The organism is Chitinophaga rhizophila (assembly GCF_019492185.1).
GTDB lineage: Bacteria > Bacteroidota > Bacteroidia > Chitinophagales > Chitinophagaceae > Chitinophaga > Chitinophaga rhizophila.
In genome coordinates, this window is the sequence record NZ_JAICCF010000001.1 from 808079 (window position 1) to 822762 (window position 14684).

Genomic DNA, 14684 nt, shown 5'->3' on the forward strand with positions numbered 1-14684 from the left:
CTAAAAATAGTTACTATCAATAAACTTTATCTCCATTATTCTCTGCTCAAAATCATTGGCGGGCACCAGCGCGCGGGACTTAATACGTGTCTTATAGGTATAAACGGTACTCACGCTGTAATCCAATATCTTGGCTATAGCTTCGTGCTCTGTTATCCCCAGGCGTATCAAGGCAAATATGCGCAGTGTTGCATTCAGCGTTTCTCCTGATTTAGGCCATATCTGATCTTCTTTCTTTAACAACGCATTAAATGAGGCAATGAAATTAGGGAACATCGTCAGGAAAACACTATCCAGCATCTCGTATAAACGATCCTTTTCCTCTTCGACCTGCACTTCCTTCAGCAACTGACTGACTTCCTTATACTTGCCCAATTTGATACTATGGAGGGTCTTATGCTTGATTTTGTCCAATGTATCAATGTAAGACGAACACGTTTTAAAGAACAGCCCTATCAACTCCTCCTTGATCCTGGATGACTCCCATAGTTTCGCATTCACGTCTTCCAGCTCAGTATTCTTCTCCCTGATCATCTGCTCATTCACTTTGATCCGCTGGAGTTGCCGGCGGTAGATAACCAGCAGGAAGAATAATACAACGGCAACGATCAGGAAGATTAACAGGCCTATCAGCAACTTGTCCTTTTCATGCTGTTTCTCATCTATTATCTTACCTGCGACCAGCGGCAACATCGACTCAATCTGTACTACCTGGTTCCTGGCACCATAGAACTTGGCATTCTTTGCTGCCTCCTGCATAAATTCATAGGCATCATTGGTTTTGCCTAATTTAAATAGCTCCTGCCCCAGCAGGAATATGGCCAGCGTCTCCTTGGTTGAGGAACGAACATCGTTAATTGCTGCCAATGTAAGGAAAAGCACCCGGTCATATCCCGTATAAGCATAACTAACCCTGGTGGCCACCATAGCAACGTTATGTGCTGGCAGGGACTGGCGGATAATTGTATGATAGAAGAAATCAGGCGTCAGGTGCCGGGCAGCCACTGAGTCTTTGTTAAAAGCCAGATTAATGGTCTGCTCGAAATCATTAGAGGGGGTAGCAATCTCTGCACTTTTAAAATCTTCAGCTGACTGCCTATAATACTCCCTGGAGAAATAGGCGTCGTTATCATAATCAGCAATGCCCGCGTTCAGGCGGGCGCGGAGGAACAGGAAATCTGTCTTTAAGGTATTTGGCAACTCGTCGCTTGAGATAGCATCGGTAATGTCAAAAGCCTCCTTATAAAAGCCTGAACTTACCAACGTTGTTCCCATCAGGATTTGACTTTGAATCAGCTCTTGTTTCTTGCCAAACTGCTCAGACAGGTCAGTCATTAGTCTAACATACTGGAAGGCTGAGTCAAACTTATAGGAGCTGTATTCCCTGAAAATATCTGTATACAGATTAAACCTGCTCTTAAAATCTTCCGCTCCAATACCCACCAAGTGCATTTTCAGCTGCTCAATCCGCTTTTCTTTACTTTTATCATATTGCCCATCCTTTGCCAGTTCCGACTTTAAAACTATTATAAGGCTATCTGACCTTTTAGTCTGAGCATGACCCATACTTAATAAGAGTAATAGAAAAACTGAAACAAATAATACTTTCTCCATATAGATCTGTAGTCCCCTGATTGTTAATATATGCCCTGCCCACTGTCAACGGCATACCCTTCACATGATTTCCTTTTCAGATATTAATGCATCATTCTCACTGACAAATGTAGATCACAATAAGACGATGCCTCAGTGACTATCATCTGAGTATCAATCAAAAGCTGAATCCGGTAGGCTATAAACCGGTCTTAAACTCGTTCAAAAGGGCCATTAAGATAGCAAAAACCTTTTTGAAAGGTTTAGATTTTTATAGGCAGGAAGATAAATAACTAATTGACTGTCAATCTATACACTCTGATATCGGTTAGATTTTCGGACATAGCAGGGGTCGTACTGCTTAACACGGCTGATTAGTCATTTATTTTGCCCCCAGCTAACTAAACGTCATGACCGACGTAGGCTTCATCCATCAGGAGCTGCAGCGATGTAAGATGATATTCCGCGTTAATGAACCAATCAAGCAGAACGTTATGCTATCAAAAATTCTACGAGTATTTAGTTTTTTGACCCTGGTACTGGTCAATGTTCACCCTAGTTTTGCACAAGAAAGGGTTATTGAAGGAAAGGTAGTTGACTCAACGACAAATAGCCCATTGCCGGGTGTCACCATCAGACTAGGCCGGACTAATTCCGGAACAGCTACAGATGGTAATGGAGCATTCCGCATTACCATGCCGGCAACTGTCAACCAGCTGATCTTCTCCTCTATCCATTATTTGCCACAAACTATAACCGTAGGTAATCAGACGACCTTACTGGTAAAACTGGCTTCGTCAACCCGCGACCTGAAAGGCGTAGAGGTAGTAAGTGTAGGTTATGGTACCATGGACAAAAGGGAGGTGTCCAGCGCCATCACCCATATCAAGGCGGAAGAGCTAAGATCGGTGGCGGCTAACAATCCCTTAATGTCGCTACAGGGAAAAGTGGCAGGCTTAAACATATCTAACACGTCTACAGCTGACCCAAACTCTTCCCCCAGTGTCCAGCTGCGTGGGGTATCTTCCCGTAGCGCCGGTCTTGGTCCCTTGTATGTAGTAAACGGGGTACCCGGCGGCAACATCGACAATATTAACCAGAATGATATAGAATCCATTGACGTACTGAAGGGTGGTGCTGCATCTGCTATCTACGGTACCCGCGGTAGCAACGGCGTAATCATCATCACTACCAAGAAAGGCACCGGAGACTCCAGGCTGGTATACAACGGATACTTCAGCATGGATAACCTGACCAACAGACCGGATGTATTGACTACTGATGAGTTTATTCAGCATCGTGTAAACGCCAATCCTACCAAGGGCATCAATTATGGCGGTAATACTGACTGGATGAAGGCGGTAACCCGCCCAACAGCTTATGCGCAGAAACACACATTACAGATATCAGGTGGAAATGCCAGGGATAACTATTTTGCCTCTGCCGACTACCGGAATGCGGATGGTATTGACCTAAGAGCCTATAAAAAGGAGTATGGTGCCCGTCTGAATATCAACCATACCTCGAAGGAGGATGTCTATACGGTATCCCTCAACGTTGCTCCAAGGTATATGAAAACCAGCAATGCTGACCAGGCTAACTTTAATAATGCCATCACCCTGAATCCAACAATGCCTGTTTATGATAGTACGGGTTATCGCTATATCAATACAGGTTTCTTCGCCAATAACCCGGTTGAGCGCGCCCGCCTGGTTAAAAGCCAGGCAGAGATCAAACAACTGGATATTAGCGGATCCTTTAAAGTAAATATTAACAGGAACCTGTATTCGACTATCACTCTGTCTAATATCAGGGCTTCCTATAAGAATCTGAACTTTTCTCCGTCAACCCTAACTACCATCGTTCATACTGGTCAGACTACCAGAACGAACTATGCATCGCAGGAGCAGCAGGATAATGATCAGCGGAACCTGGAGTGGACAGTCAACTATGCCCTCAACCTGAAAAGGAATCACTTCAAGGTGCTGGGAGGATATTCCTATAGTTACTTCAACTACCAGGCATTCAGCGCCAATAACTACGACTTCCCGTTTGACAATTTCCTGTGGAATAACCTTGGCTCAGGAATCTGGAATGGCGGCGAAAAGGGTAACGGACAGAACGCAGTATCTTCGACACAGAACGATTCCAGGCTTGCGGCATTCTTTGGCAGGATCAATTATGATTTTGATAATAAGTATATCCTGACTGTCAGCCTGCGGCACGAAGGCTCCTCTAAATTCGGGAGAAATAACAAGTGGGGTAACTTCCCTGCTGTATCTGCGGCATGGCGTATCTCTGATGAAAGCTTCCTGAAAGATAAAATCAGTTGGTTAAGCGACCTGAAACTGAGAGCTGATTATGGCGTAACAGGCAACCAGGACTTCGGCAACTACCTGTCCCTCTTACTATATGGCGGATATGGCTATTTCCCTTTCAATGGAACAATCTACCAGGTATATGGCCCATCGCAGAATATCAACCCGAACCTGGGCTGGGAAAAGGCCATTAACTTCAATGCTGGTATCGACTTTGAATTGTTCAACAGCCGTATAACAGGTTCATTGAACTATTACGTGCGCACTAACAAAGACCTGCTGGGCTACTATAATGTGCCGCTTCCTCCGAATCCGCAATCACAGACCTTCTCTAATGTGGGTACTATGAAGAACTCCGGTATTGAGCTGCAACTCGGAGCAGAAGTAATAAAAGGCGGAGACTTTAATTATAACATCACATTGGCAGGGGCATATAATAACAACAAATTCGTGTCCTTCTCCAACAAAATATACTCAGGTGCACCATTCCAGGATGTAGCAGGGCTGCCTGCACCGGGTAGTCCGGGCAATATTCAACGCCTGCAGGAAGGACACCGCATTGGCGACTTTTATATGTTAAAGTCAGCAGGGGTAGATGAGAATGGTGCGCTGCAGGTATACAAGAAAGATGGTAGTATTGTAACGGCCACCCAGGCTAATGCTGACGACAAACAGTTTGTTGGCAATGGCTTACCGAAATTTACCGGCTCTCTCAGTAATAGCTTCCGGTACAAAAACTGGGATCTGAACGTTTTCTTCAGAGGCAACTTTGGATACAAGTTGTTTAACATGCAGGCATTCTACCTGGGTACACCTGCTACCCAATCTGATGCTAATACGCTGAGATCTGCTTACGAACCAGGCAACAAATACGCAAAGCTGACTAATTCATCTACACTATCTCTGGCTTCTGACTATTTCCTTGAATCAGGCTCTTTTGTCAAGATTGACAACGTAACCCTAGGTTATAGTCGAACGCTTAACTCCAAATACCTGCATGGGTTCAGAATCTATGCGGCGGCAACGAACCTGTATACTTTCACCGGCTTTAACGGAGGCGATCCGGATCTGTACCCGGTAAACGGCTTAACGCCAGGCGTTCAGGGTAATCTGAACTTCTACCCTGCTACTATTCAACTATTAGGCGGTTTACAGGTAACATTCTAAACAATTAACGGTAAAGAGATGAAAAAGAACTATAGCAACTTTATTATAAATACTGCATTAACCACCGCGTTATTATTCGGCAGCTGTACCAAACTGGATGAAACTGTATATGACAGAGTAGACGAATCAGGATTCCTGACCAGACGCGATGATGTGATCAGAGACTTTCTACGTCCGTTTGAACATGCTTATTGGAGTATCCAGGGGAACGATATCTATGCTGTTGGTGAAAACTCAACAGACGAAATCGGGACCTTTAACCGGCAGGGTGACTGGCAGGATGGTAACTACTACCAGCGTATGCACCAGCATACCTGGACTAACCAGGATGGTTTCACCAATGGTGCCTGGACTGCATTCTACCAGGGTATAGTACTTTCCACCAACTCCCTTCAGGATATGGAAAGTATCACTGATCCTGCGAAGCTGAATATTACACCGACTGAGCTGGCTGATTTCAAGGCGGAACTCAGAACACTCCGGGCCTGGTTCTATCTGAGAGCATTTGACTTCTACCGCAATATTGTGATCGTGACCGATGTAAAGAATACCACTACCGGTCAGAAGCAATCTCCTCCTGAAGAGATGTTCAAATACATAGAATCAGAACTCAGAGCAGCCTTGCCTGACCTTCCCAAACGAGAAACCCTGGGAGAGAAAGGCATAGGCCGGTGGACGCAGGCAGGGGCTGCTGCTTTGCTCGTGCGACTGTACCTGAATGCCCAGGTATATATCAACCAGGACAGATTTAATGACTGCGCTACTGTATGTCAGGAGATTATCGATGGCAAATATGGCAACTACCAGTTGGATACGCGTTGGGATGCGCCATTTGATTATACCAATACCTCCCTTAACTCAGAAGTACTCTATGGCTTCCCTTCCAGCCTTTCCCGTACTCACTGGCAATATGATGGCGGTATGTTCTTCTGGGCACTGACATATGATGCTGCTCCACTGTATTGTGGCTTTACAGATTTTGGTCAGTCAAATCCAAGGTTCGCCCTGCAGCCAGGAAGAGATGTAGATAGTGTTGAATACAGCTTCGCTTTAGGTAAACCCTTCGTTAAGTTCCAGCGCTATCCTGATGACTTGCGCCTGAAGCTCTATAAGAATCTGGGCAACAGTAAGCGGGAAGGTATGTTCCTATATGGCTACCTGCCTTTCCAGCGGACGGTGAATGGCGTGACCGTTAATGATACCGTACGTGGCAATAAAGGCCCTTATCCCCTGTTTATCCGTGACCAGGTGGGTTGGTTCCTGGATGCTAAACCAGGACAGCGTATTGCTGATAAAGAATCCAATATGGGGCATGCCGACCATAATTCAGGTGTGTTCATTGTAAAATACCCGCTGTATCCAACGCCGGATCCGAACCGTATTACATCTGCCTACGCTGAGGTACGTCTGTCAGAGATCTACTATTCACTGGCCGAATGTAAATACCGGGCCGGAGATAAGGCAACCGCAGCTACCTTGTTGAATGCAGTACGTAAACGCAACTATCCCGAAGGCTCTACAAGTCTGTATAACCCGGATGGCAGTCAGCTAACCGACCAGGAGATGCTGGATGAGTGGGGACGTGAGTTTCTGGGCGAAAACCGCCGACGCACTGACCTGATCCGCTGGGGAGTATTCAATACTGGTACCTGGTGGGATAAACAACCGGACGGTGATAACCATACAGCCATCTTCCCGATTGGCCGGGATATCATGGGCGCAAACCCACAATTTGTACAAAACCCAGGCTACTAATCAATATATTAACTGCTGCGCCTATCATGCTAAGGCGTAGCAGTTTTATCCGCCCTATTCTTTCCGATTGATGAGGTGCAGTTTCAAACACTGCACCTTTCTTCTTTTACCGCTACCCTATCCTAAAATTTCTCCGGCCTGACAATACATCCACACACACCCATTTTCCATACGCCGGCTCCTACTAATCAAAGAAGTGCATAACCCATATACCTCCGGCCACATATCTGACGGATACTACCCCCTCAATTAAAGACTTTTTTGTCCTTAATTGAAAAACCCCTAGGTTTGCAGTATTAAAAGATAAAAAGGTATTTTAATATTAATATCAAAGTCATGACAAACGAGCAAAAAGAATTAGTGAAAGGAACTGTACCCGTCTTACGGGAACATGGGGTAGCCTTGACAACATATTTCTATAACCGTATGTTGACGAAAAACCCGGAGCTGAAAAACGTTTTTAATAGCGCCAATCAGCACTCTGGCGTGCAGCCAACTGCCCTTGCCATGTCGGTACTGGCATATGCGGAACATATTGATAATCCGGGTGTACTAGCACATGCCATCAACCGGATTGCACATAAACATGTCAGCCTGGATATCAGGCCAGAGCAATATGCCATCGTTGGCCGCCACCTGCTGGCATCCATCAGCGAAGTACTTGGTGAAGCGGCCACCCCGGAACTGATAGACGCGTGGGCCATCGCCTACAATCAGCTGGCAGGTATTATGATTGGTACTGAAGCCAATTTGTATAGCACCACTGCTACAAAAGAAGGCGGATGGAGCAGCTGGCGACCTTTCGTAGTACAAAAGAAAGTAGAAGAATCTGCTGAGATCACTTCCTTCTACCTCTACCCTACCGACGGTGGTAAGGTTGTTGATTTCCTGCCCGGACAATACATCACAGTGCGCTTGTATGTACCTGAACTGAAGGTGCTTCAGCCCCGCCAGTATAGTATATCCTGCGCTCCCAACGGGGCATATTACCGGATTTCTGTGAAGAGAGAACAGGGAACTGCTGCACGTCCTGCCGGTTACGTCAGTAATCTGCTGCATCAGCAGGTAAAAGAAGGTGACGTGATAGAGGTAGCTGCTCCATCCGGAGATTTCACCCTGGATATGAACAAACACACGCCCGCAGTCTTCATAAGTGGCGGCGTAGGTATTACCCCTTTTATGAGCATGCTGGAATACCTGTCGGAAGCACATAAAGACCGCCCTATCACCTGGATACATGGTTGCCGGGGGTATGATGTACATGCCTTCAGAAACAGGGTAACAGCACTAAGCGGTAATCGTACGACGATGTCTGTGCATACCTTTTATGATAAACTGGAACGCGACACGGGTGATCAGTGCTATGAAGGGTTTGTAGACCTTCAGCGTGTGGAGAAGGCGATTGTGCCGGATGCAGATTACTATATCTGTGGACCAGGGATCTTTATTAAAAAACAGGTAGATTATCTGCGGTCACAGGGAATTGCCAGCAGTGCGATTCACTTTGAAGAGTTTGGTCCGGCGATACTAGTGGTTGAATAAATCATAAGCCGGAGTTGAATCATCCCCGGCTGAGCTATGAACACAAAGGGCGGTGATGAACCGCCCTTTGTAATCTGTATATGTATCACTATTATTCTCCTTTACCCAGTCGGTATAAACGGCCCTGATCTGTAACTGCGTAGATCGCACCATCCGTACCCTGTGTTACATCTCTGAAACGTTGGTTCAGACCAGCCAGCAGTCTTTCTTCTCCTACTACCTTGTTGTCCTGGATAACCAGTCGTATGATATGCATACCACTCAGTGAACCAATGAACAGATTGTTTTTCCATTCAGGCACCCGGTCACCGCTATAGAAGGTCATACCACTTGGAGACACAACAGGGTCCCAATAGTATATAGGTTGTTCAAGTCCTTCCTTCTGCTGGATACCTTCGCCGATTGTCTGACCGCTATACTCAATTCCGTAAGTAATAGTAGGCCATCCATAATTCTTGCCTGGCTGTACATGATTGATCTCATCACCGCCTCTTGGGCCGTGTTCTCCCTGCCACAGTTCACCTGTTTCGGGATGAATGGCTAATCCCTGAGGATTACGATGACCGATAGAATACAATTCCGGTAGCGCCTCTCCGCCCTCAAAAGAAGGATTGCCGGCAGCTGGCTGACCGCTTGTAGTTATACGCAGCACTTTACCCAGTGCAGCAGTAGTAGACTGGGCTAATGGTCGTGTAGCGAGATCAGAACGTTCACCGGTGCTTACAAACAGGTTACCCTGTGCATCAAATGCAACACGGCCACCATAGTGCAAGGTACCATTATAAGCAGGCAATGCACGATAAATCACGGTAGCACCTTCTATTGTTTTTTCATCAGCAGATAAGCGACCTTTTGCTACTGAAGAAACGGTACCTCCTGCTATATTTTCAGAGAATACCCAGTATATCATACGGTTGGTGCTGAAGGCCGGGTCAAGTGCCAGACCCAGTAATCCACCCTGACCGCTGGAGTTGACATTAGGCAGGCCGGTAATAGGAGCACTCAACGCACCTGTTTGTGTAACAATGCGTAAGGTGCCACTCTTTTGTGTTACCAGCAATCGTCCATCAGGAAGACTTCTTACGCCCCACGGGCTATTCAGTCCTGAAGTAAGGACGGTTGTATCAAGTTTTGTTGTAGTTCGCACACCGGCTGCTCTGGTCTGACCAGCGAAAGCGGGTTTATAGCTTGTGTTAGGGTCCTGCGTTTCAACAGGCGGGTACTTAGGGTCATTTCCCCCGTTGTCGTCTTCAGAACATGCATGCAGCCCCAAGGTGGCAGTGGCGGTAAGAATCAATAGTAGGTTTTTCATCTTTTAAATTGTGTTATGAGAAAAAGGGTTATTGATAAGTAATGTTCACTAGTATAGCAATCACTTAACAACTTCTATGCCTTTCTTTCGTAAAACAAGCCATTTTAAACAGGACTTATTTACCTTCCTGATCCAGGCTATTGAAAACCCTTATCACCTTTACAAACCTGCCCATATAATAAGTATTCAGTGTGGTTTCTGTAACGCCATACGCCTTTCCCGATGTGGAATGAATGAATACAATCTGCTCACCCGATTGGGTAATAATTCCCATATGCCCAACCTTCCTTATCTTGCTGTCGGTACCCGTAAAGAGAATCAGATCTCCGGGTCTTACGGCCGATAATGGCACCTCCCTGCCCTGATCTGTAAATCCTGCAGAAGTTCTCGGTACATCTATCTTAAAATGATTAAATACATAGGTGATAAATCCTGAGCAGTCAAACCCCTTCTTCGGATCAGCAGAACCATACTTGTAAGCAATACCTTTCAGTGTCTGTGAAAATCTGATTAGTTCCGAAGGCCTGGTATTGCCAGTAACGATACCAGACTGCCTGACTTTCGTCAGTGTAGCTGACGACCCGGTCAACGATGTGTCAACAGTTGTCTGCAGGTATTCATTTTTGCTACCGGCGTATGCGTTCACATACAATACCAGCAGGCATATGTTGAGAATGGTTATTTTGGCCATACTCAAATATAATTAAAATACCACATGTAACAACTTCCTGACTATATTCTTTCACCTAAAGCGGCTGACCTTTTCTTCAGCAACAAAGCGATCAGCCAGGCAGCGGCTGCTGCAACATTCAGTATCCCAAACCAGTCTCCCAGCACATTATACAAGGTTTGATGATGCGCAGGTACTACACTTCCCAATAACCTGACCGGCGCTCCACTTTCACTGCTGGCTTCAAAAGCAATCTTACCATGACAGTCATTGATAGTCAACCGGCCTTCCCGCGCATTCCGCACCAGGCTATAGCCCCCTTCCACGCTTCGCATCATAGCCATACGGGAATGCAGCCAGCCATCGCGTACGAAATCCCAGGCAGGTACGTATAATAGATTACTTGCTGCTTTACCATAACCGGCTATAAACTGAGGAAAGTCCATGTCTTTACAGATAGCCACTCCTTCCCTGGAGCCGGTACGTGTAAATAATGCCAGTCCCTGAGCCGGCTTTACGGAATCTCGTATCTCCCCGGCAAATAAATGGCCTTTCTGATAATCAGCCAGCAGCTCTCCTTCCGGCGATATTACCCAGGCACGGTTTTCATAAAAGCCTGTCCTGTTCTGGTCTACACAGGCAACAATCATCACCCGGTATGTACGGGCAGTATCTTTTACCACCTGAAGCATGTCAGGCCCGATACTATCTGTAAAGCGGAACATCTTCTCCGGGAATACAATTATCTCTGCGCCATCATGCGCCAGCGAAGCTACCTGCTTCAGGTAAAGATGGGAAAGATGCGCCTGTTTATCCACGCGGGTAGCATACTTATCATAATATGCCCGCTCATCAATAGTAACCATACCTATCCGGACAGGTGGCTGCTGTATGGCAGGCGTATCATGTAATCGCCACATTCCAAAAAATAAGGCTATACCAGTCATACTGATCGTCATCCAGGCAATAGGCTTAACGGCTGCCTGTCTTTTATGATTATACAGCATCACAGCCACCGCAGAAGGTACCAGCGTTACCAGGAAGGTAATGCCAGTAAAGCCGGTTACCGATGCAATCTGCACTACCGGTAAAAAATTACTCTGTGTATAGGCAATACTTCCGGCGGTACCATCCTGCGAGAAGAGGCCCATTACATATTCAAAGGTAGTAGTGAGCACAGGAAATGCAAACGCTGCGGACCAATGCCTATACCTACCTACAATAGCACGGGTGCCCAATACAATCAAGGCAAATATTACAGGAAACAATAGTGTAAAGATGACAGCCAGCGGCAACGGCATCAGACTTTGCAAATATGCCCACCAGCTTAACCTGCCAATCAGGTAGGCAGTAAAAGCGATCAGGAAAGCCCATTTCCTTTTGAGCAAAAACGAATAGTATAAAACAGGTATCGGCGCTAACCATAACAGGTACCAGTATGCTCCGGAAAGGCTGAATGTAAGATACCAGCAGACAGCAGAAAAGAGAAGTCCGATGGTCATTAAGGTTTTGTGCATAGGCTGACTAAAAGGCATGTAGTATATTTTATAACAGCTTTAATGGTCTCATATTGTGCGGTAGCTGCGGCGTACCTTTTTACAATTACCTGTTGTATCAAAGCAACCAACAATAGCTATTACCGTCTTTAGATCAATTTTACAGCTTTAATGACGCCCAAACAATATGATAGTTGCATCTCTTTTTCGTTATTTCGTAGCCGCAGGGATGATAAATGCCGCACTATTCGCTGCGCTGCTATTCTCCCGTAAACGCAATGACACTACCAGCCTGCTGCTGATATCCTTTATGCTACTGGTATCTTTCCAGGCACTCCTGAACGCCTTTGATACCCGCGACTTCTTCCTGACCTTTCCTCATCTGAGCCGGATATCGTGGTTGCAGCTGAGCCTTTTTGGACCACTCATTTATTTATTTACACAGAAAGTTACCGACGGAGGGCTACGACTGACGCTGAAGGACGCCCTACATCTGTTGCCCTTTCTCGGCTATCTGACCGTACTCGCTCCCTGGTTCCTGCAATCGGCACAGGAAAAGCGGAAGGCCCTCATGGATTTCGATGGCCTGAGCCGTCTTGACTTCGGCTGGCTGAATCAATGCAGCCTTTTTCTGATCACTGCTTATCTGCTACTGTCTCTGACCCGGATAAGACAATACAGGAAGGCAACAGAAGATACCTTGTCTGACACCAGCAAACACCGGTTGTCCTGGTTACTGCAATTCATATATGTTATACTTGGTATCCTGGTTATATCAGGGTTAGGCTTTTACGGAAGAAAATGGCAAATCCCCCTGATTACCCACTTTTACCACTATAACTATCTGCTTGTGGTAGCCATGGTATACTGGCTGGCCGGCAGATACCTGTTGCAGCCGGAGTTATTTACCATAGACCATACAAAAGAAGCTATTACACCAAAATACCGGAAGTCTGGTTTGCAGATGGCCGAAAAGCAAACACTATACGAACGACTGCTGGAACATATGTCTGTGCGTCGCCCCTTCCTGGAGCCAGACCTGACTATTTTTATGCTGGCAGAACAATTACAGGTATCACGTCACCATCTCTCCCAGGTTATCAATGAACAATCCGGCAGCAGTTTTCATGATTTCATCAACCGTTTCCGGATTGAGGCCGTAAAACAACGGTTAGCGGAGCCGGAAGCCGGGAACTTCAGTATACTGGGCATCGCGATGGATTGTGGATTCAATTCCAAGGCCACCTTTAATACAACCTTCAAAAAGCTGACAGGTATGACTCCGTCGGCATACCAGAAAAGCTGTAAAAAGAGGTCCAATCCTGTCGGCACGGTCGATGCAGGACTAAGTCCGGCCTAGCTTCGCAGAAAAAAAGAACATCGTATGAAAAAAATGGTATTGGGAATATGCCTGCTATTGACAGCCATATCTGCTGCAGCACAAAAGGTATTTACGGCACAGGAACTGCGGGCAGATCTGACAGTTATCCGTCAGGCACTTGAAGAGGCACATCCCGGCTTATACCGCTACCGTTCCAAAGAAGAGGTAGACCGGCACTTTACCCGTATCGGGCAGCAGCTTAAAAAGGGTATGACCGAACATGCGTTTTTCAGGCTGGTGAATCCCCTGATTGCGGCTATAGGTGATGGTCATATCAAGTTTCACCGGCAAGGTAAACCGGATGATCCTTATGCATTTTTCGAGGAGGGTTACTTCCCATTGCAGCTCTACTTCAGAGAAGGACAGGCGTTTGTACTGAGAAGTTACAGCCAGGTATCTACGCTGCCTGCCGGCGTGCGCATACTCAGTATCAATAGAGAGCCAATCAGCCGGCTGACGGAAAGGCTATCCGGACAGCTATATGCTGATGGCAATGTGAGTAGTGCCAGGTATGCCGCTTTGAATAATGCCTTTGCCGGACATTACGGAACCTTTACAGGCGCTTTCCCCAAATTTACCATCAGTTACAAGGAACAAGGGGGCAAACGCGTAAAAACCGTCTTAAAATCCATAAATGCTAAACAGATTACAACTGAGACAAAAGAAGCAGCGCCATATGCGTTAACCTATCCTGCTAAGGGCGTCGCATTATTACGCATTGCGGTATTTATGGAAAAAGAAGGCATGCAAGGGTTCGCAGCATTCCTGGACAGCTCATTCGGGCAGTTCAGCCATCAGAAAATAAGTACCCTTATCATAGATCTGCGTGATAATGAAGGCGGAACCGACAAACTGGGACAAACGCTTTACGCTTTCCTTGCCCGTTCCCCTTTCCGTTATTATGAGAAGCTGACAGTAGCAGGTACAGGGCCATACTCGTTTGCAGCACATGCTACGTTTCCGGCCGAGATAGACTACCTGAAACAGTTTGTCGTAAAAGTTGGAGAGGCCTACCATTTCACTTACAAGGAAGGCCTGGATACGCTGATGCCTGCGACTAATGCCTTTGGCGGTAATGTATATATTCTACAGAACGGGCGTAGCTTTTCGGTGACAGCAGAATTTGCAGCTATCGCAAAAGATAACCGCCGGGCAGTATTTATTGGTGAAGAAAGCGGCGGGGCCATGCAAGGTAATTCCAGCGGTGGCTTCGCTATGGTAACACTCCCACACACGCGGCTCGGACTGGACGTTCCTTTGCTAGGTTACTATATGAAGTTGCAACAGCCATTTGCTACTGACAGGGGGATTCCGGCAGACCATATCATTATTCCCTCGGCTGAAGATATACTACAACGGCGGGATCCTGTGATGGAAAAGGCGCTGCAACTTGCCGGGGCACGGTAAACAACAGCGGCGCAACATCTGTATGCTGCGCCGCTGCCAATAT

At 46.4% G+C, this 14684-nt stretch carries 9 protein-coding genes; 5 read left to right on the forward strand and 4 right to left on the reverse strand.

Annotated features, from left to right (window positions below):
* Positions 1-1614 carry a DUF6377 domain-containing protein gene (locus K1Y79_RS03015; protein WP_220248515.1) on the reverse strand — a complete coding sequence of 538 codons (1614 nt, stop codon included), beginning with the start codon at positions 1612-1614 and terminating at the stop codon, positions 1-3.
* Positions 1615-2003: 389 nt separating this feature from the next.
* Here K1Y79_RS03015 and K1Y79_RS03020 point away from each other — a divergent pair, with 389 nt between their 5' ends.
* The 3 genes from K1Y79_RS03020 (at position 2004) to hmpA (ending at position 8375) form a co-directional block, all read left to right on the forward strand.
* A complete protein-coding gene (locus tag K1Y79_RS03020; RefSeq protein WP_236059468.1) occupies positions 2004-5078 on the forward strand; it encodes a SusC/RagA family TonB-linked outer membrane protein in 3075 nt (1024 codons plus the stop codon).
* Between the two features lie 18 nt (positions 5079-5096).
* A complete protein-coding gene (locus tag K1Y79_RS03025; protein WP_220248516.1) occupies positions 5097-6833 on the forward strand; it encodes a RagB/SusD family nutrient uptake outer membrane protein in 1737 nt (578 codons plus the stop codon).
* 336 nt (positions 6834-7169) lie between these two features.
* On the forward strand, positions 7170-8375 hold the full coding sequence (gene hmpA, locus K1Y79_RS03030; protein ID WP_220248517.1) for an NO-inducible flavohemoprotein: 1206 nt from the start codon (positions 7170-7172) through the stop codon (positions 8373-8375).
* A gap of 91 nt (positions 8376-8466) precedes the next feature.
* Here hmpA and K1Y79_RS03035 read toward each other — a convergent pair whose 3' ends face one another.
* The 3 genes from K1Y79_RS03035 to K1Y79_RS03045 form a co-directional block, all read right to left on the reverse strand.
* Positions 8467-9687, reverse strand: coding sequence for a PQQ-dependent sugar dehydrogenase (locus K1Y79_RS03035; protein WP_220248518.1), 1221 nt, complete (start codon positions 9685-9687; stop codon positions 8467-8469).
* A 115-nt stretch (positions 9688-9802) separates the two neighbouring features.
* Positions 9803-10378, reverse strand: a complete 576-nt coding sequence (locus K1Y79_RS03040) for a C40 family peptidase (RefSeq protein WP_220248519.1) — start codon at positions 10376-10378, stop codon at positions 9803-9805.
* Between the two features lie 41 nt (positions 10379-10419).
* Positions 10420-11892: a nitrilase-related carbon-nitrogen hydrolase gene (locus tag K1Y79_RS03045; RefSeq protein ID WP_220248520.1), complete on the reverse strand. Its 1473-nt coding sequence runs from the start codon at positions 11890-11892 to the stop codon at positions 10420-10422.
* Between the two features lie 148 nt (positions 11893-12040).
* On the opposite strand from K1Y79_RS03045, the gene K1Y79_RS03050 reads away from it, so the two are divergent.
* A complete protein-coding gene (locus K1Y79_RS03050; RefSeq protein ID WP_220248521.1) occupies positions 12041-13213 on the forward strand; it encodes a helix-turn-helix domain-containing protein in 1173 nt (390 codons plus the stop codon).
* A gap of 24 nt (positions 13214-13237) precedes the next feature.
* Positions 13238-14641, forward strand: a complete 1404-nt coding sequence (locus K1Y79_RS03055) for a S41 family peptidase (RefSeq protein ID WP_220248522.1) — start codon at positions 13238-13240, stop codon at positions 14639-14641.
* Positions 14642-14684 lie beyond the last annotated feature (43 nt).

What these genes read in the sequence shown, in the direction of transcription:
- K1Y79_RS03055 (WP_220248522.1), top strand. Translation starts at nt 13,238, where the DNA reads ATGAAAAAAATGGTATTGGGAATATGCCTGCTATTGACAGCCATATCT.
- K1Y79_RS03040 (WP_220248519.1), bottom strand. Translation starts at nt 10,378, where the DNA reads ATGGCCAAAATAACCATTCTCAACATATGCCTGCTGGTATTGTATGTG.
- K1Y79_RS03020 (WP_236059468.1), top strand. Translation starts at nt 2,004, where the DNA reads ATGACCGACGTAGGCTTCATCCATCAGGAGCTGCAGCGATGTAAGATG.
- K1Y79_RS03025 (WP_220248516.1), top strand. Translation starts at nt 5,097, where the DNA reads ATGAAAAAGAACTATAGCAACTTTATTATAAATACTGCATTAACCACC.
- hmpA (WP_220248517.1), top strand. Translation starts at nt 7,170, where the DNA reads ATGACAAACGAGCAAAAAGAATTAGTGAAAGGAACTGTACCCGTCTTA.
- K1Y79_RS03050 (WP_220248521.1), top strand. Translation starts at nt 12,041, where the DNA reads ATGATAGTTGCATCTCTTTTTCGTTATTTCGTAGCCGCAGGGATGATA.
- K1Y79_RS03015 (WP_220248515.1), bottom strand. Translation starts at nt 1,614, where the DNA reads ATGGAGAAAGTATTATTTGTTTCAGTTTTTCTATTACTCTTATTAAGT.
- K1Y79_RS03045 (WP_220248520.1), bottom strand. Translation starts at nt 11,892, where the DNA reads ATGCCTTTTAGTCAGCCTATGCACAAAACCTTAATGACCATCGGACTT.
- K1Y79_RS03035 (WP_220248518.1), bottom strand. Translation starts at nt 9,687, where the DNA reads ATGAAAAACCTACTATTGATTCTTACCGCCACTGCCACCTTGGGGCTG.